This window comes from Pantoea sp. GW821-FHT03E06 (assembly GCF_059420725.1).
In genome coordinates, this window is the sequence record NZ_JBWKUG010000001.1 from 501,105 (window position 1) to 517,252 (window position 16,148).

21 protein-coding genes are annotated in these 16,148 nt (G+C 51.8%); 8 read left to right on the forward strand and 13 right to left on the reverse strand.

The window, feature by feature from the left end:
• The first annotated feature begins 829 nt into the window (after positions 1 to 829).
• Positions 830 to 1,552 carry a monofunctional biosynthetic peptidoglycan transglycosylase gene (gene mtgA, locus AC07WB_RS02250; protein ID WP_097095119.1) on the forward strand — a complete coding sequence of 241 codons (723 nt, stop codon included), beginning with the start codon at positions 830 to 832 and terminating at the stop codon, positions 1,550 to 1,552.
• 4 nt (positions 1,553 to 1,556) lie between these two features.
• On the opposite strand, the gene npr is transcribed toward mtgA, so the two are convergent.
• From npr to AC07WB_RS02305, 11 genes are all read right to left on the reverse strand, one after another.
• A complete protein-coding gene (gene npr, locus AC07WB_RS02255) occupies positions 1,557 to 1,829 on the reverse strand; it encodes a PTS phosphocarrier protein NPr (RefSeq protein ID WP_008104379.1) in 273 nt (90 codons plus the stop codon).
• The gene (gene rapZ / locus AC07WB_RS02260) at positions 1,826 to 2,680 is read right to left on the reverse strand and encodes an RNase adapter RapZ (RefSeq protein ID WP_097095118.1); all 855 of its coding nucleotides are present in this window, start codon (positions 2,678 to 2,680) and stop codon (positions 1,826 to 1,828) included. The genes npr and rapZ overlap by 4 nt, the downstream gene beginning before the upstream one ends.
• Positions 2,681 to 2,732: 52 nt before the next feature.
• Positions 2,733 to 3,215, reverse strand: a complete 483-nt coding sequence (gene ptsN, locus AC07WB_RS02265; RefSeq protein ID WP_175501705.1) for a PTS IIA-like nitrogen regulatory protein PtsN — start codon at positions 3,213 to 3,215, stop codon at positions 2,733 to 2,735.
• A 159-nt stretch (positions 3,216 to 3,374) separates the two neighbouring features.
• Positions 3,375 to 3,662 carry a ribosome hibernation promoting factor gene (hpf, locus tag AC07WB_RS02270; RefSeq protein ID WP_097095117.1) on the reverse strand — a complete coding sequence of 96 codons (288 nt, stop codon included), beginning with the start codon at positions 3,660 to 3,662 and terminating at the stop codon, positions 3,375 to 3,377.
• Positions 3,663 to 3,683: 21 nt separating this feature from the next.
• Positions 3,684 to 5,123: an RNA polymerase factor sigma-54 gene (rpoN, locus tag AC07WB_RS02275; protein WP_494939970.1), complete on the reverse strand. Its 1,440-nt coding sequence runs from the start codon at positions 5,121 to 5,123 to the stop codon at positions 3,684 to 3,686.
• Between the two features lie 48 nt (positions 5,124 to 5,171).
• Entirely contained in the window at positions 5,172 to 5,897 is a 726-nt protein-coding gene (gene lptB, locus AC07WB_RS02280) for an LPS export ABC transporter ATP-binding protein (protein WP_007886624.1), read from the reverse strand.
• Between the two features lie 5 nt (positions 5,898 to 5,902).
• Complete coding sequence (gene lptA / locus AC07WB_RS02285) at positions 5,903 to 6,457, reverse strand: lipopolysaccharide ABC transporter substrate-binding protein LptA (protein ID WP_097095115.1); 555 nt, start codon at positions 6,455 to 6,457, stop codon at positions 5,903 to 5,905.
• Positions 6,426 to 7,004 carry an LPS export ABC transporter periplasmic protein LptC gene (gene lptC / locus AC07WB_RS02290; RefSeq protein WP_097095114.1) on the reverse strand — a complete coding sequence of 193 codons (579 nt, stop codon included), beginning with the start codon at positions 7,002 to 7,004 and terminating at the stop codon, positions 6,426 to 6,428. The genes lptA and lptC overlap by 32 nt, the downstream gene beginning before the upstream one ends.
• Positions 7,001 to 7,567 carry a 3-deoxy-manno-octulosonate-8-phosphatase KdsC gene (gene kdsC, locus AC07WB_RS02295; protein ID WP_097095113.1) on the reverse strand — a complete coding sequence of 189 codons (567 nt, stop codon included), beginning with the start codon at positions 7,565 to 7,567 and terminating at the stop codon, positions 7,001 to 7,003. The genes lptC and kdsC overlap by 4 nt, the downstream gene beginning before the upstream one ends.
• 13 nt (positions 7,568 to 7,580) lie before the next feature.
• On the reverse strand, positions 7,581 to 8,561 hold the full coding sequence (gene kdsD, locus AC07WB_RS02300) for an arabinose-5-phosphate isomerase KdsD (protein ID WP_494939971.1): 981 nt from the start codon (positions 8,559 to 8,561) through the stop codon (positions 7,581 to 7,583).
• 13 nt (positions 8,562 to 8,574) lie between these two features.
• Positions 8,575 to 9,558 carry a calcium/sodium antiporter gene (locus AC07WB_RS02305; RefSeq protein WP_097095111.1) on the reverse strand — a complete coding sequence of 328 codons (984 nt, stop codon included), beginning with the start codon at positions 9,556 to 9,558 and terminating at the stop codon, positions 8,575 to 8,577.
• A 226-nt stretch (positions 9,559 to 9,784) separates the two neighbouring features.
• Between AC07WB_RS02305 and mlaF the strand changes: the two genes are divergently transcribed.
• The 7 genes from mlaF to murA all read left to right on the forward strand — a co-directional run bounded on the left by mlaF (position 9,785) and on the right by murA (position 14,561).
• Entirely contained in the window at positions 9,785 to 10,600 is an 816-nt protein-coding gene (gene mlaF, locus AC07WB_RS02310) for a phospholipid ABC transporter ATP-binding protein MlaF (protein WP_007886632.1), read from the forward strand.
• A gap of 4 nt (positions 10,601 to 10,604) precedes the next feature.
• A complete protein-coding gene (mlaE, locus tag AC07WB_RS02315) occupies positions 10,605 to 11,387 on the forward strand; it encodes a lipid asymmetry maintenance ABC transporter permease subunit MlaE (protein ID WP_007886633.1) in 783 nt (260 codons plus the stop codon).
• A 4-nt stretch (positions 11,388 to 11,391) separates the two neighbouring features.
• The gene (mlaD, locus tag AC07WB_RS02320; protein ID WP_097095110.1) at positions 11,392 to 11,928 is read left to right on the forward strand and encodes an outer membrane lipid asymmetry maintenance protein MlaD; all 537 of its coding nucleotides are present in this window, start codon (positions 11,392 to 11,394) and stop codon (positions 11,926 to 11,928) included.
• Positions 11,929 to 11,945: 17 nt separating this feature from the next.
• Positions 11,946 to 12,578, forward strand: coding sequence for a phospholipid-binding protein MlaC (gene mlaC / locus AC07WB_RS02325; protein ID WP_494941047.1), 633 nt, complete (start codon positions 11,946 to 11,948; stop codon positions 12,576 to 12,578).
• The gene (gene mlaB / locus AC07WB_RS02330) at positions 12,578 to 12,883 is read left to right on the forward strand and encodes a lipid asymmetry maintenance protein MlaB (RefSeq protein WP_097095108.1); all 306 of its coding nucleotides are present in this window, start codon (positions 12,578 to 12,580) and stop codon (positions 12,881 to 12,883) included. Before mlaC ends, mlaB begins: the two co-directional genes overlap by 1 nt.
• Before the next feature lie 114 nt (positions 12,884 to 12,997).
• Positions 12,998 to 13,255 carry a BolA family iron metabolism protein IbaG gene (ibaG, locus tag AC07WB_RS02335; RefSeq protein ID WP_008104351.1) on the forward strand — a complete coding sequence of 86 codons (258 nt, stop codon included), beginning with the start codon at positions 12,998 to 13,000 and terminating at the stop codon, positions 13,253 to 13,255.
• 46 nt (positions 13,256 to 13,301) lie between these two features.
• Entirely contained in the window at positions 13,302 to 14,561 is a 1,260-nt protein-coding gene (gene murA, locus AC07WB_RS02340; RefSeq protein ID WP_494939972.1) for a UDP-N-acetylglucosamine 1-carboxyvinyltransferase, read from the forward strand.
• A gap of 68 nt (positions 14,562 to 14,629) precedes the next feature.
• On the opposite strand, the gene AC07WB_RS02345 is transcribed toward murA, so the two are convergent.
• Both AC07WB_RS02345 and ispB read right to left on the reverse strand, forming a co-directional pair.
• A complete protein-coding gene (locus tag AC07WB_RS02345) occupies positions 14,630 to 14,911 on the reverse strand; it encodes a helix-turn-helix domain-containing protein (RefSeq protein WP_097095106.1) in 282 nt (93 codons plus the stop codon).
• 230 nt (positions 14,912 to 15,141) lie between these two features.
• Positions 15,142 to 16,113: an octaprenyl diphosphate synthase gene (gene ispB, locus AC07WB_RS02350; RefSeq protein ID WP_494939973.1), complete on the reverse strand. Its 972-nt coding sequence runs from the start codon at positions 16,111 to 16,113 to the stop codon at positions 15,142 to 15,144.
• Positions 16,114 to 16,148 lie beyond the last annotated feature (35 nt).

A 16,148-nucleotide genomic window follows, 5' to 3' on the forward strand; every position in this document is an offset into this window, starting at 1 on the left:
GGGTACTGCTGCTATTATGAGAGATCGAATAAAAAAGCAACAGTTTGGTATTGGTTAACGCTTCCAAATCACCTTAACAAATTCGCTAACGCTTGCGATAAGATTCATTAAATTGTGTGATGTTGAGCAGCGATTAAATACAGAAAACATTAATTTGCTGACACAGTCAAGCAAGGAATTAATTTCTTTGCCAAATTGCACTCTTTTTGACCAATTGTTCTGCTTTTTGCCTGGTTTTGCTTCAGCGTTTCGTTAGAAAGCCCTGTAAGGAGCATGGAAAAACTCAAACTGACGATAAATTGCAGTTGAGTAAGGTTAACGCTCTGAAAATTATCAAAAAAAGCTTTTTTTCGGTCAGGTTATCCAAAACGTTTTGGAAACCCTCTGTTGAAAGTTCCAGTTTAAGGTTTAGCGTGCAATGTAAACCATTTGTGCGGTAAATCGCTTTACCTCTTCCACGTGCTAATCGATGGATGACAGGGCGAATTCCGCCATGATTTTAAGAATGGTCTTGGATATCAATGAGCATCTTCGAAGACTACTAAAAGTTATAGTTAAGCATTACGAAAGGTTTTGCGTGATCGACATCACATTCAGTTAAGTATCCAGTGAGACTGCATTGGATCGATTTCTGTTTATGGAACCGATTCCTTTTTTACTGGAAGTGCTTGATGTATTTGGCTCTAATACAGAAGCATTGTGCATGCTGAACGTTAATTAACCTCGTTACTCAACGGGTATAGGGTTAAAATTTAGCGTTGAGACATTGCTGTTTGATATCGTGACTTGAGTGATTAATTAATACAGGGAACAGGTAAGAGAAAATTGCATGAGCAAGAGTAAAGGGAAGCTGGGAAAACGTATTAAGGTACTGATTGCTAAAGTTCTGCTGGCCTGGTTGGGTATGTGGTTAGCGGGCATTCTGCTGTTTGCGTTCTTACCTGTGCCGTTTTCTGCAGTGATGGTAGAGCGACAAATCGGCGCCTGGTTTACCGGGCATTTTGATTATGTGGCGCACTCAGACTGGGTCAGCATGGACGAGATTTCTCCCTGGATGGCCCTGGCGGTGATCGCATCAGAAGATCAAAAATTTCCTGAGCATTGGGGTTTTGATGTGGATGCCATTCAATCAGTACTGGATAACGAGGGTAATGAGCGCATGCGCGGTGCCTCAACCTTATCCCAGCAAACGGCAAAAAATCTCTTCTTATGGGATGGGCGGAGTTGGATGCGCAAAGGGCTGGAAGCAGGGTTGACGGTGGGAATTGAAACCGTGTGGACGAAGCGCCGCATCCTGACGGTATATCTGAATATTGCAGAATTTGGTAACGGGGTATTCGGGGTGGAGGAAGCGTCGCAGCGCTACTTTAATAAGCCCGCTAGTCGCCTCACAATGTCAGAGGCGGCGCTGCTGGCGGCAGTGCTACCTAATCCGATTCGCTTCCGTGCCGATGCGCCTTCTGGCTACACGCGTCAGCGTCAGCAGTGGATTATGCGCCAGATGCGGCAGCTGGGCGGCGAGGGTTTTCTCAATCGCTACAAACTGCACTAAAAGCTTAGTCTTCGTCAAAGCCCGCTTCAAACAGTTCGATAACCGCCGCCAGCGCCTGTTCTTCCTGCGGGCCGCTGGCTTCAATTTCGATATGACCGCCTTTCGCCGAGTCGAGCATGAGCAGCGCAATGACGCTGCTAGCTTCGGCTTCGGTACCTGATTCATTGCGCAACAGCACTTCAGCATCAAAGCTTTGTACCAGCTCAAACAGCTTCATCGCTGGACGCGCATGCATGCCCAGCTTATTTCGAATCTCAACGGTTTGTTTCACGGTCATGATTTGCGTTTTTCCAAAGTGCGATGGCGAGACTGCACATTTTTACCGCGCGATCGGAAATAATCCGCCAGTTGTTCAGCAATATACACTGAACGGTGCTTGCCGCCGGTGCAGCCGATGGCAACAGTAAGATAGCTGCGGTTATTGGTTTCCAGCATCGGCAGCCACAATTCCAGATAGCTACGCGTTTGATAGATAAAGTTATGCACTTCAGTATGACGATCGAGGAATGCCGCTACTGGCCGATCGAGGCCCGTCATCGGACGCAACTTAGGATCCCAATGCGGGTTCGGCAGAAAACGCACATCGAACACATAATCTGCATCGATCGGAATACCGTGTTTGAAGCCAAATGACTCAAACACCATGGTTAATTCACGCTCGCGTTTACCCAGCAGACGGGTACGCAGCATCTCCGCCAGCTCATGAACCGACATCTCAGACGTATCGATAATCAGATCGGCACGTGAACGCAAGGGTTCCAGCAGATCGTTCTCTTCATCGATGGCGCTCTCCAGCGACAAATTTTTGCTGGAAAGCGGATGCAGGCGACGCGTATCGCTATAACGACGGATCAATGTGTTGCGATCGGCATCGAGAAACAGCAACTGCGGCGAGAAAGAGTCGGGCAGATTGTTGAGCGCGGCTTCAAACACTTCCGGCGATTCAGGCATATTACGCACGTCAATGCTGACCGCAGCAGAGATGTTGCGTTCGGTTAAGGTATTCGCCAGCTCCGGCAATAGCACAACCGGAAGGTTATCGACACAGTAAAAGCCCATGTCTTCAAGAGCACGGAGCGCAACCGATTTTCCTGAGCCTGACCGACCGCTAACGATCATCAGCACCATCACATTTCTCCCGTTTTAAACCGGCGAACTGGCCGGTAAAAGTGTTTTACGCTTAAGAGTGTGCTTCCTGAGCTTCTGTGATAATGGCGTAGAGCTCTTCATCGCTCTGTGCTGCACGTAAACGGCGGCAGACCGTTTTGTCCGCCAGGCGTTTAGCAACAAGCGAAAGCGTGTGCAAGTGGGTTTTACACTGGTCCGCGGGTACCAGAAGGGCAAACAGCAGGTCAACCGGCTGGTTATCAACCGCATCGAAAGCGATGGGCTGATCAAGGCTGATAAACACCCCTACGGCGCGCAATGTATCTTCTTCCAACTTGCCGTGTGGGATAGCAATGCCGTTGCCAATGCCGGTACTGCCCATGCGTTCGCGGGTCAGGATTGCTTCGAAAAGCGTCTGGTGCGGCAGATTGAGCTGCTTCGCTGCTAGCTCGCTGATAATTTCCAGCGCGCGTTTTTTACTCTGGCAGTGTACGCCGCTACGGGTACAGTCCAGTGAAAGGACCGAGCTCAATTCCAGTGTCAGATCGTTGTTCATCATCGTTTCACTTGCGAGTTCACATAGCCGCGGGGATCAGGCAATTAACTGCATTGCGGTTCGCCCGTTGGCGCTTGCGCAGATGACAAAACGGGGCGGTTAAACCCGCCCCATTTTGCTCTAAGTGCCGAATCAGTCAGCACTCTGCAAGCGTGAAGGTTAGTGTTTTTTCAGTTTGTCTTTATGTTTGGTCAGCTGACGGGAAAGCTTATCGATTAACCCGTCGATGGCCGCGTACATGTCTTCCGCTTCCGATGTGGCGTGCAGCTCTCCGCCGTTGACGTGCAGTGTTGCGTCCGCAACCTGCGTCACCTTCTCTACTTTTAGAACAATATAAACCTGATTGATATGATCAAAATAGTGTTCCAGTTTGGCAAATTTGGTATTTACAAATTCACGCAGAGGTTCGGTAATCTCAACGTTAAGTCCGGTCAGGTTTAGCTGCATAGGTCTTCCTTCTTCGTTCGGTCAAACCAATTGTTTGCGCTGGTTTGATGGCGGTATAGATAAAGACTCGCGATATTTAGCAACCGTACGTCGCGCTACCATGATGCCCTGTTCAGATAACATGGAGGTCAGTTTGCTGTCGCTCAAGGGTTTTGCGGGATTTTCCGCGGAGATCAATTTTTTCACCAGTGCGCGAATCGCCGTGGAGGAGGCTTCGCCGCCGCCCTCGGTGTTGACGTGGCTGGAGAAAAAATATTTCAACTCAAAGATGCCGCGCGGACTGTGCAAGTATTTCTGCGTGGTCACGCGTGAAATGGTGGACTCGTGCATATCAACGGCCTGGGCGATATCTGCCAGCACCATCGGGCGCATATACTCCTCGCCCTGCTCAAAAAATGCCTGCTGTTGCTCAACGATACAGCGTGTCACTTTGAGCAGCGTATCGTTACGGCTCTCGAGGCTCTTAATCAGCCATTTGGCTTCCTGCAAATTACTGCGGATAAACTGATTATCGCTTTCGTTACGTCCGGCACCGCCCATCGCAGCATACTGCTGGTTGATTTTCAGGCGCGGCATGCTGTCTGAGTTGAGTTCAACTGTCCAGCGCTTGCTGATTTTGCGCACCAGAACATCAGGAATAACATATTCTGGTTCGCTGGTGTTGATCGATTGACCCGGACGCGGATCGAGCGACTGAATCAGCAGCATCGCGTCTTTCAGTATCTCTTCTTTGAGACGCGTCACGCGCATCAGACTGCGGAAATCATGGTTAGCCAACAGATCGAGATGCTCGCTGACAATCAAACGGGCTTCCGCCAGCATAGGTGTTGCGGACGAATATTGAGAGAGCTGTACTAACAGACAATCACGTAAGTCGCGCGCACCTACGCCAACGGGATCGAAACGTTGCACGCGCTTAAGCACGGCTTCGACTTCTTCCAGCGTCAACTCTTCATCACCAATACTGTCATAAATGTCTTGTATAGTGACGGTGAGATAACCGGTATCGTCAATGGCATCGACAATCGAGGTGGCAATCGCGCGGTCCGTATCGCTAAAAGGCGTTAACTCAACCTGCCACATCAGATAATCCTGCAGCGATTGGGTGGTTTCGCCCTGATAGATCGGCAGCTCATCGTCCTGGTAGTCGGTACCTGTGCCTGAAGGGGTTCCCGCGGTGTAGATTTCGTCCCAGGTGGCATCGAGCGGCAACTCTTCGGGCATATCTTTCTGTTCAAGTGCTTCACGCGTATCTAGTGAATCACTTTCCTGATCCTGAAATTCGCGCGCATCGACTTCTTCATGCAGATCGGTTTGTTCAAGCAGCGGATTGCTTTCCAGCGCCAGTTGGAGTTCTTGCTGGAGTTCAAGCGTAGAGAGTTGCAGCAAGCGGATAGCTTGCTGCAACTGTGGTGTCATCGCCAGCTGTTGGCTGAGCCTGAGTTGCAAACCTTGCTTCATAATTCGGTTAGAATTTCCTAAGCAAACGTAGGGTGTTACGACACCTTATCAGAGTCTGAACTCTTCGCCCAAATAAACACGCTTAACCTGCTCATCTACAAGAATTTCATCAGGTGTGCCATGGGCAATCAAATGCCCCTGGCTAACAATATAAGCGCGTTCACACACCGCGAGGGTTTCACGCACGTTGTGGTCGGTAATCAGCACGCCAAGGCCGCTGTCACGCAAATGCTCAATGATTTTCTTGATATCGATAACGGAGATGGGGTCAACGCCGGCAAAAGGCTCATCCAGCAGGATAAACTTCGGATTAGCCGCCAGCGCGCGCGCAATCTCCACACGACGGCGCTCACCGCCCGATAACGCCTGGCCCATGCTGTCACGCAGATGCGCGATGTGGAACTCTTCCATCAGTTCGTTAGCACGATCCTGGCGCTGCTCTTCGGTCAGATCATCGCGAATCTGCAGCACCGCCATCAGATTGTCGTACACGCTCAAGCGGCGGAAAATCGAGGCTTCCTGAGGTAAATAGCCGATGCCGCGGCGTGCGCGTGCATGCAGCGGCAAAATGCTGATGTCTTCATCATCAATCACGATGCGGCCGGCATCGCGCGGCACAATGCCAACCACCATGTAAAACGTGGTGGTTTTACCGGCACCATTTGGGCCCAGCAGGCCGACAATCTCGCCGGATTTTACCTGCAGACTAACATCTTCCACCACGCGGCGGCCTTTGTAGGCTTTCGCCAGGTTTTCAGCGATCAGTGTGGCCATAGCAATCAGTTACTCTTTTTAGGGCTCGCGGACGAGCCGTTTTTATCCTGCAGCTGCGACGGTACCAGAACGGTGGTCACACGCTTACTTTCACCCTGGCTAAATGCCTGCATTTTCTGCTCTTTCACCAGGTAAGTGATACGATCGCCTTTAATATTGCTGTCCTGCTGCTGAATAAAGGCATTGCCCGTCAGCTCAACAAAGTCGTTCGCCAATTCGTAGTGCAGTTTACTGGCATGGCCCTGAACCGGCTTGCCGCTGTCCTGCATTTGGTAAAAGGTGGCAGGATTACCATAGGCATCAACGATGGTTTTCTTGCTGTCGCCGCCAGGACGTGTGACCACGACTTTATCGGCGGTAATCTTGATCGAACCCTGGGTAACAATCACGTTGCCGGTAAAGGTCGCGACGTTGCCTTGCAGGTCCAGCGCCTGATTAACGGAGTCAATATTAACGGGCTTGTCTGAGTCGCCGGTCAGCGCCAGGGCGGGCAAACTCGTTGCCAGCAGGGCACTCACCAGCAATAACTTAAGGCTGTTTTGGTTCATTTTGGATTTCATAGGAAGTTTTGACCTTTTCAAGCAGCTCAGCATTTTTCGTCCGTAAATTGCCGCGCATTTTCATGCCAGTGGAATTAAAACTGCGGCCAAAAAGGGTGACTTTATCGTCAGACGTCACGTCCTGGGTGACCAAATTTACCTGAGCGTTATCGGTAAGAATGCGCTCAAGCTGTGAATCCTGGGTCAACGTATTGACGACGACATTGCCGTAAAGGTAAAGCATACGATCTTTAGTCAGCTTTGCCTTGTCAGCACGCGCTGACCACGTCGGCACTTTGTTTTCGTCATAGGTGGTCATCACCGGATTATCGAACCAACTTACCTCATCGGCTGAAAAGTAGGTCACTTTATCTGACACCAGCTTATAACCCAGTGCGCCTGTGGGGTTATACACCACAGTATTGGATTTTTCGCTGGTATACGTTGGCTCTTGATTGTTCGTCGCCACCGGCGTTTTGTTGTCATCCTGGTTGGTGAGATTCCAGCCGATCAGCACCAACGCGATCAGGGCCAGAATCAGCGTCATCCAACGCCTGCTCTTACTCATATTGATTGCCCTATGGCATCCTCAAATTTGTTCTGCGCAATCAAAATCAGATCGCACAACTCACGTACTGCGCCGCGGCCACCGGCAATGCGGGTAACATAATGCGCGCGCGGCAGCAAAATCGGGTGGGCATCCGCCACGGCAACGCTCAAACCCGCCTGCGCCATTACCGGCCAGTCGATCAGATCGTCACCGATGTACGCCACCTGTTCGGCAGATAACGACAGTTTATCCAGGAGTTCACGCCAGGCCAAAAGCTTATCCGATTGTCCCTGGTAAAGATGCGTAATGCCGAGCGTTTTACAGCGATCTTCCAGCAGTTTTGCTTTGCGGCCGGTAATAATAGCCACTTCGACGCCGGAGGTCAGCAGGCAACGCACGCCATAGCCATCGCGTACGTTAAAAGCTTTTAGCTCTTCACCGCTGTTCCCCATATAAATCACGCCATCGGACATCACGCCGTCGACATCACAAATTAGCAGGCGAATCTGCGCGGCACGTGCCATCACCGCTGCGCTCACTGGACCGTAGCAAGTCTCGACCATCGCCGTTTCAGTACTCATGAGTATTTCCTGTTCAGACTACGCCAGCGCGCAGCATGTCATGCATATGTACCACACCGAGCAGGCGATCGTCATCGGCGACCAGCAGGGCGGTAATGTTTTTGTTTTGCATCAGATTAAGTGCGTCAACCGCCAGCATATTTGGACGCACGCGAATGCCGCCGCTGGTCATCACATCCTGGATGCGGGCCGTCTGGAAATTGATGCCCATATCAAACACGCGACGTAAGTCCCCATCGGTGAAGATGCCTTCAATTTTCATCAGATCATCGACGATGACCGTCAAGCCGAGATTTTTACGCGTAATTTCCAGTAATGCATCACGCATTGACGCGTCACGACTGACGTGCGGGATTTCATCGCCGCTGTGCATGATATCGCTGACGTGCAACAGCAGTTTACGCCCCAACGCGCCGCCGGGATGCGACAGCGCAAAATCTTCCTGCGTAAATCCACGCGCTTCCAGCAGAGCGACGGCAAGCGCATCGCCCATGACTAAGGTGGCGGTGGTGCTGGTGGTCGGTGCTAAGCCCAGCGGACAGGCTTCCTGCGGCACGTTCACACACAGGTGCACATCAGCTGCGCGGCTCATTGCGCTTTCCGGGCGGCCCGTGATACAAATCAGCTGGACTTTTTGGCGCTTTAGCACCGGAATCAGCGCAAGGATTTCACCTGACTCGCCGCTATTGGAAATGGCGATGACCACGTCATTGGTGCTTACCATACCGAGATCACCGTGGCTGGCTTCTCCGGGGTGCACAAAGAATGATGGCGTACCGGTACTGGCAAAGGTCGCGGCCATTTTTTTACCAATGTGTCCCGATTTGCCCATGCCCATCACGACCACTTTGCCGCGACAGGCAAATATCATTGCGCAGGCGCGACTGAAATCGTCATTGATGTATTGATCAAGCTGCTCCAGCCCTTCACGTTCGATGCGCAGCACCGCTTTACCTGCCTGCTGAAAATCGAAATCCGGTTGCTGTTTTGACATGGTCAGTCCGTCCTTAATAGCTTGTGATAACCATGGGGCTGAGCCATAGCCACAGAACCCACGCGATAAATCCACCTAATAATAGAGTGCCTGCAATACGGCCAATCCGCCGCTTACGCAGCAGACAGAGCAGGGCGAACAGCACGCTAACGGCCAGCATTACCCAATAATCACGCGCAAAGGCGTGTGTATCTATACTTCCGGGATGAATCAGTGCGGGCAGGCCGAGCACAATCGCCAGGTTAAAAATATTGGCTCCGATAAGATTGCCAATGGCAATATCATCTTCACCTTTTAGTGCGCCTGCTACCACCGTTGCCAGTTCAGGTAAGCTGGTGCCGACGGCAATCAGCGTCAAACCCATCACCAGTTCGCTCACACCGAAGTAGTCGGCAAAAACCGTCGCGTTGTCGATCACCATACGCGTCGACATCGGTAAAATAATCAGCGCGACGGCCAGCCACAGAAAAGCCACGGTATTACCCGCTTCATCGCGCGGCAGCTCGGCCAGCTGTTCGCGGGTTAGGGTGTCATTATTGTCACGTTCGGCACGGCGGGCAATGCGGATCACCACCAGCAGATAACCCAGCGCGATGAGCAGCAACGCCACACCATCAAGCCTGCTCAAGTAATTATCAAACAGCATGATGCCGCTGAGCAGTGAGACAAGCAGCAGTAATGGCAGTTCGCGCCGAATGAGATTGGAGTGTACTGTCAGGGGGTGGAGTAGCGCTGCGCCGCCAAGAATTAATAGAATATTAGTAATGTTAGAACCGAGAGCGGTTCCCACGGCTAAATCCATCTGTCCATGCTGTGCTGCTGAGAACGAGACAATTAATTCCGGTAAGGATGTACCAATGCTCACCACCGTCATGCCAATGATTAGCGGTGGGATGCCAAAGGATCGACACAGGATCGCGGCGCTAAACACCAGACGGTCGGCACCGTAAACCAGTAAAATCAATCCGATAAACAGCAAGGCAGAGGCTACGAACATTAAAAATCCTTGATGGATGGGGGGCCGGCAAACCTTGTCCGACAGGTAAAAGCATGCTGCACGCGTAAGCAGGCGCTGATTTTGACTGTCTGAGAGGCAAAAGTAAATTTTAAGGCCGTTTTCGCCACACCAAGTGGGTAAGTTTCTGTAAAACTATCGTGCATTAGAGGCTACCAGGCTACCATCGACAGCTTTGATAACGCCCGATCCGCATAAAGAGGTAAAGATGATCCAGCAGCAAACGAATCTGGTTGAGGTTCGTGGCGTCAGTTTCACGCGCGGAGATCGTACGATCTTCGACGATATCTCGTTAACGGTGCCCGCCGGAAAAGTTACCGCAATCATGGGGCCGTCCGGTATTGGTAAAACCACGCTGTTGCGTCTGATTGGCGGGCAGTTACAGCCTGATAAAGGGGAGATTTGGTTCCGCGATCAGAACATCCCGACGCTCTCGCGCACGAAATTATACGAAGCGCGTAAAAAAATGAGCATGCTGTTTCAATCGGGGGCGCTTTTTACCGATCTTAACGTTTATGAAAACGTCGCATGGCCCCTGCGTGAACATACGCGATTACCTCCTGAATTACTGCACAGTACGGTTTTAATGAAGCTGGAAGCCGTTGGCTTACGTGGGGCAGCTAAACTGATGCCAGCCGAGTTGTCTGGTGGCATGGCGCGCCGCGCCGCCCTGGCTCGCGCCATCGCGCTGGAGCCGGAGCTAATCATGTTTGATGAGCCCTTCGTCGGGCAGGACCCCATTACCATGGGTGTGTTAGTGAAATTGATTGATGAGCTTAATCATGCGTTGGGTCTGACCTGCATTGTGGTTTCACACGACGTGCCAGAGGTCTTGAGCATTGCCGATCATGCCTATATTGTTGCCGGACAAAAAATTATTGCTCAGGGTAGTGCGCCGGAGCTGCGGGAAAATCCCGATCCGCGTGTGCGCCAGTTTATTGAGGGTCATGCGGATGGCCCAGTGCCTTTCCGCTTTGCCGCTGGAGATTACCTCAGCGACTTGACTCGCTCAGGGAGAACATAAACTGATGTTGTTACAGGCGCTGGCGTCATTTGGACGTCAGGGAATTAATACCTGTGCCGCTTTTGGCCGTGCAGGCTTAATGTTATTTCATGCGCTGGTGGGTAAACCCGCGTTTCGTCGACACGCGCCGCTGCTGGTTAAGCAGCTGTACAGCGTGGGCGTGTTATCTTTGCTGATCATCGTCGTATCAGGCCTGTTTATTGGCATGGTGTTGGGCCTGCAGGGTTATCTGGTGCTCACCACGTACAATGCAGAAACCAGCCTCGGTATGCTGGTGGCGCTTTCGTTACTGCGCGAGCTGGGGCCGGTGGTGACGGCGTTGCTGTTTGCCGGACGTGCCGGCTCGGCATTGACAGCAGAAATCGGATTGATGAAAGCGACGGAACAGCTCTCCAGTATGGAGATGATGGCCGTCGATCCGCTGCGTCGCGTGGTTTCCCCGCGTTTCTGGGCCGGTTTTATCAGTATGCCGCTGCTGGCGCTGATCTTCACTGCGGTGGGGATTGCTGGTGGTGCGTTGGTTGGCGTGAGCTGGAAAGGTATCGACCCTGGTTTCTTCTGGTCAGCGATGCAAAATGCGGTTGATTTTCGTACGGATGTCGTCAACTGCATGATTAAAAGCGCGGTCTTTGCCGTTACGGTAACCTGGATTGCGTTATTTAATGGCTATGATGCCATTCCGACTTCGGAAGGGATTAGTCGGGCGACGACGCGTACCGTGGTGCATGCTTCACTGGCGGTACTCGGTTTGGATTTTGTGCTGACAGCACTGATGTTTGGGAATTGATGCAATGCAAAGCAAGAAAAACGAAATCTGGGTAGGCGTCTTCATGCTGGCTGCGCTGCTAGCGCTATTATTTCTTGGCCTGCGCGTTGCCGATCTCAAAACAATCGGCTCGGAGCCCACGTGGAAGATGTACGCCACCTTCGATAATATCGGCGGACTAAAAGTCAGTTCACCGGTGAAAATTGGCGGCGTGCTAATAGGCCGCGTGGCCGACATCTCGCTGGATGAGAAAACGCTTTCGCCGCGCATCACCATGGATATCAGCGACAAATATGCGAATAAAATTCCGGATACCAGCTCATTAGCGATTCGCACCCAAGGCCTGCTCGGCGAGCAGTTCCTGGCACTCAATTTAGGCTTTGACGATCCTGAACTGGGCTCGTCAATGCTGAAAGATGGCGGCACCATCCGCGATACCAAGTCGGCACTGGTACTGGAAGATCTTATCGGGCAATTCCTCTATAAGAGTGGCGATAACAAACCTGACGATAAATCCCAGGGTGCCGAGAGCGCACCGGCAGCGCCGGCAACAACGGAATAACCAAGAGGTAAAACATGATGTTTAAACGTTTACTGATGATTGCCATGTTGGCAATCGTACCGCTGGCTGCTACTGCAGCGGACCAAAGCAATCCCTATAAGTTGATGAACGAAGCGGCAGCTAAGACCTTTACGCGCCTGAAGAACGAGCAGCCAAAGATTAAGCAAGATCCGAATTATCTGCGTGAAGTGGTTCGCCAGGAACTGATGCCATACGTTCAGGTGAAATATGCCGGTGCGTTAGTACTGGGACGCTACTACCGCGACGCGACACCTGCACAGCGCGAAGCTTACTTCGCTGCTTTTAGTGATTATCTGGCGCAGGCTTATGGCCAGGCGCTGGCGCTGTATAACGGTCAAACTTACCAAATCCAACCAGAGCAGCCGATTGGCGATGCGAATATCGTCGCGATACGCGTCACGATTATCGATCCGAACGGCCGTCCGCCGGTACGCCTTGATTTCCAATGGCGCAAGAATAGCCAAACCGGTAACTGGCAGGCTTACGACATGATCGCTGAAGGTATCAGCATGATTACCACTAAACAGAATGAGTGGGGCGATCTGCTGCGTACCAAAGGTATTGATGGCCTGACTGCTCAGCTGAAAACCTATGCAGCACAGCCTATCACCCTGGATAAAAAGCAATAATGAGTGAACCGTTACGCTGGCAGCGCACTGCCAGCACCTTGGCCTTAAGCGGCAAATTAGATCGTGATACGTTGCTGACGTTGTGGCAGGAACGTGACACTGCGGTCGCGGATATCACCACCATTGATGTCGCTGGGCTGGAAAGGGTTGACTCAGCTGGCTTGGCGCTGCTGGTGCATCTGCGTGAAATTGTGCGGGCACAGGGCAACGTACCGCTTTTTACCGGGATCTCCGATAAACTCCATTCATTAATTACGCTGTATAACCTGCAGCAGATTATTGTTTCTGCGGAAAAAATCGCCTGATTGCCGGATGTCGATGCTAAGCCCCTGATTTTTTCAGGGGCTTTTGCGTATTTAAGAGTCAGGCGCTTTCCTCTAAGATGTCTGCCTTATTATTATTAAGTGAAGTAACGAGCGATGGAAAATAGTGAAGTTCAGGCCGTGCTGATGCAGGCGCTGGCATTAGAAGAAGTACACGTACTTAGCAACGATGGCAGTCACTTTCAGGTCATCGCGGTGGGCGAAATGTTCGGCGAACTGAGTCGCGTGAAGAAGCAGCAGGCTGTGTACGCGCCGCTGATGGAATATATTGCGGATAACCGCATTCATGCGGTTTCCATCAAAACTTATACCCCCGCCGAGTGGGCTCGCGACCGTAAACTCAACGGTTTTTAAGCATCCCGCCGGTTGTTTTATTGATAGATAATTGAGAGCCGTGTTAATGGACAAATTTCGTGTGCAAGGCCCCACCCGTTTAAGTGGTGAAGTGACCATTTCCGGGGCGAAGAATGCTGCGTTGCCAATTCTGTTTGCTGCTCTGCTGGCGGAAGAGCCGGTAGAGATTCAGAACGTGCCGAAGCTGCGTGATATCGATACCACCATGAAGCTGCTGAATCTGCTGGGAGCGCGCGTTGAGCGTAATGGTTCGGTCCACGTTGATGCTCGCGAAGTTAATGTTTTCAGTGCGCCATACGATTTGGTGAAAACCATGCGTGCCTCTATCTGGGCGCTCGGTCCGCTGGTAGCGCGCTTTGGTCAGGGCCAGGTGTCCCTGCCAGGCGGTTGCGCTATCGGTGCGCGCCCAGTTGATTTGCACATTACTGGTCTTGAACAGCTGGGTGCGGAGATTAAGCTGGAAGAGGGCTACGTTAAAGCTTCTGTTAACGGTCGTCTGAAAGGCGCACACATCGTGATGGATAAAGTGAGCGTAGGCGCAACCGTCACCATTATGAGCGCTGCGACGCTGGCGACCGGCACCACCATCATTGAAAACGCAGCCCGTGAGCCGGAGATTGTCGATACGGCAAACTTCCTCAACACCTTGGGCGCGAAAATTAGCGGTGCGGGCTCCGATAAAATCACCATTGAAGGCGTTGAACGCCTGGGTGGCGGCGTTTATCGTGTGCTTCCCGACCGCATCGAAACCGGCACCTTCCTGGTGGCGGCTGCGATTTCACGCGGTAAGGTGATGTGCCACAATACCAAACCGGACACGCTGGATGCCGTCCTGGCCAAGCTGCGTGATGCCGGTGCCGATATTGAAGTGGGCGAAGATTGGATTAGCCTTGATATGCATGGCAAGCGCCCTAAAGCGGTTAACATCCGCACGGCGCCGCACCCAGGTTTCCCAACCGATATGCAGGCGCAGTTCACGCTGCTCAACCTGGTGGCGGAAGGAACCGGTGTGATTACCGAAACGATCTTCGAAAATCGCTTTATGCATATCCCTGAGCTGATTCGTATGGGTGCGCACGCGGAAATCGAGAGCAATACGGCGATTTGTCACGGTGTTGAAACGCTGTCGGGTGCACAGGTAATGGCCACCGATTTACGAGCCTCGGCCAGTTTAGTGCTGGCGGGTTGTATTGCTGAAGGCACCACTTTCGTTGATCGCATTTATCACATCGATCGTGGTTATGAGCATATCGAAGATAAACTGAAAGCAATGGGTGCCAATATCGAGCGCGTAAGCGGCGAATAATTTTTGCTCATGGCGTTTAAAAAACCAGTCACGATCGCGCGACTGGTTTTTTTTCATCTGCGCCACGGTCAGATCTTTTTACGATCCTTTGGCGATCGGATGCGTTTCTTGCGATCAAGCAGCCGGCAGGTGACAGGATCAAAATAGCGGCTCGGCCAGATCTCTGAGGGATGAACTTTGATCGCGTTGGCAATTAGCCACTCTCCTTTGGGCCAGGGACGCGACAGTGCATTAGCCAGGGTTGATGAGCTTAAACCTGATTCACGTGATAATGCCGCCAGTGAAGTGCCTTTCTTACGCAGTGCAGCGATGATGTCTGCCGGATGCCAATCCTCTTTCCTTGCATACATAACTTTTCTCTCCTTGTCCGTGTTGTGACTTCATCTCTCTGCTGTCCAATGATTCCCCTCATCGCAGAGTTATCTGGAAAAACCAGCGTTTTATAGCAAATGTTTCCTATAAATTTCCAGTAATTGTTTGTCCGACGCGCAGAAACTGCGTTGCTTTACGCAAAAGCAATGCAAAGGATGTAAAAGAGGGGGAAGAAAAGAAGCAGGGCCAGAGCTGGCCCTGTTGAAAATCAGAAGTCGCGCTGCACTGACATGTGCGCCAACGCTTCAAGCGCACTGCGCCACGGGCTTTCTGGTAACACCTGTAGCGCGGCGATAGCTTTATCCGCCTCGTCCTCGGCACGTTTACGCGTCCATTCCAGCGAACCGGTTTGTTGCATTGCCGCCAGTACAGGCTCCAGCAGGTGACGACCGTTGCCCTCTTCAATGGCTTTACGAATCATCTGAGCCTGCTCAGGCGTGCCGTTGTGCATCGCGTGCAGCAGTGGCAGCGTTGGCTTACCTTCGCTGAGATCGTCACCGGTATTTTTACCTAGCGTTTCGCCATCTGCGCTGTAATCCAGCAAATCATCAATTAACTGGAAAGCGGTTCCCAGATAGCGGCCATAATCCTGCAACGCTTTTTCCTGCGCCGGCATGGCGTCGGCCAAAATGGCAGAGGCCTGCGAAGCCGCTTCAAACAGACGTGCGGTTTTACTGTAAATCACCCGCATGTAGCTCTCTTCTGTGATATCCGGGTCGTTGCAGTTCATGAGCTGCAGCACTTCACCTTCGGCGATCACATTCACCGCTTCTGACATCAGCGCGAGGATCTTTAACGATCCCATGCTGGTCATCATCTGGAATGAGCGCGTATAGATAAAATCACCCACTAACACGCTGGCCGCATTACCAAACGCAGCGTTGGCGGTGGCTTTGCCACGGCGCATATCGGATTCATCCACCACATCATCGTGCAGCAGCGTCGCCGTATGGATAAATTCGATCAGCGCCGCATTGGTGATGTGCAACGATCCTTGATAATTCAGCGCGCGTGCTGAAAGCACGGCGATCATCGGACGGATGCGTTTTCCCCCGCCGCTGATGATGTAATAGCCTAACTGGTTAATCAGTGAGACTTCTGAATTCAGCTGCTCGAGGATGGTCTGGTTGACGGCCGCCATGTCCTGCGCGGTTAATTCATTAATCTGTTCTAAGTTCATTCGTCTTTTCAGCTTTACTCGTTTTTTGCATGGTA

Coding starts and splice junctions, on each gene's coding strand:
- lptB (WP_007886624.1), bottom strand. CDS start 5,897: ATGGCCACACTGATCGCTGAAAACCTGGCGAAAGCCTACAAAGGCCGC.
- mlaF (WP_007886632.1), top strand. CDS start 9,785: ATGATCCAGCAGCAAACGAATCTGGTTGAGGTTCGTGGCGTCAGTTTC.
- mlaC (WP_494941047.1), top strand. CDS start 11,946: ATGTTTAAACGTTTACTGATGATTGCCATGTTGGCAATCGTACCGCTG.
- mlaE (WP_007886633.1), top strand. CDS start 10,605: ATGTTGTTACAGGCGCTGGCGTCATTTGGACGTCAGGGAATTAATACC.
- AC07WB_RS02345 (WP_097095106.1), bottom strand. CDS start 14,911: ATGTATGCAAGGAAAGAGGATTGGCATCCGGCAGACATCATCGCTGCA.
- ibaG (WP_008104351.1), top strand. CDS start 12,998: ATGGAAAATAGTGAAGTTCAGGCCGTGCTGATGCAGGCGCTGGCATTA.
- npr (WP_008104379.1), bottom strand. CDS start 1,829: ATGACCGTGAAACAAACCGTTGAGATTCGAAATAAGCTGGGCATGCAT.
- AC07WB_RS02305 (WP_097095111.1), bottom strand. CDS start 9,558: ATGTTCGTAGCCTCTGCCTTGCTGTTTATCGGATTGATTTTACTGGTT.
- lptA (WP_097095115.1), bottom strand. CDS start 6,457: ATGAAATCCAAAATGAACCAAAACAGCCTTAAGTTATTGCTGGTGAGT.
- kdsD (WP_494939971.1), bottom strand. CDS start 8,561: ATGTCAAAACAGCAACCGGATTTCGATTTTCAGCAGGCAGGTAAAGCG.
- kdsC (WP_097095113.1), bottom strand. CDS start 7,567: ATGAGTACTGAAACGGCGATGGTCGAGACTTGCTACGGTCCAGTGAGC.
- murA (WP_494939972.1), top strand. CDS start 13,302: ATGGACAAATTTCGTGTGCAAGGCCCCACCCGTTTAAGTGGTGAAGTG.
- mlaB (WP_097095108.1), top strand. CDS start 12,578: ATGAGTGAACCGTTACGCTGGCAGCGCACTGCCAGCACCTTGGCCTTA.
- mtgA (WP_097095119.1), top strand. CDS start 830: ATGAGCAAGAGTAAAGGGAAGCTGGGAAAACGTATTAAGGTACTGATT.
- rapZ (WP_097095118.1), bottom strand. CDS start 2,680: ATGGTGCTGATGATCGTTAGCGGTCGGTCAGGCTCAGGAAAATCGGTT.
- lptC (WP_097095114.1), bottom strand. CDS start 7,004: ATGAGTAAGAGCAGGCGTTGGATGACGCTGATTCTGGCCCTGATCGCG.
- ispB (WP_494939973.1), bottom strand. CDS start 16,113: ATGAACTTAGAACAGATTAATGAATTAACCGCGCAGGACATGGCGGCC.
- ptsN (WP_175501705.1), bottom strand. CDS start 3,215: ATGAACAACGATCTGACACTGGAATTGAGCTCGGTCCTTTCACTGGAC.
- mlaD (WP_097095110.1), top strand. CDS start 11,392: ATGCAAAGCAAGAAAAACGAAATCTGGGTAGGCGTCTTCATGCTGGCT.
- rpoN (WP_494939970.1), bottom strand. CDS start 5,123: ATGAAGCAAGGTTTGCAACTCAGGCTCAGCCAACAGCTGGCGATGACA.
- hpf (WP_097095117.1), bottom strand. CDS start 3,662: ATGCAGCTAAACCTGACCGGACTTAACGTTGAGATTACCGAACCTCTG.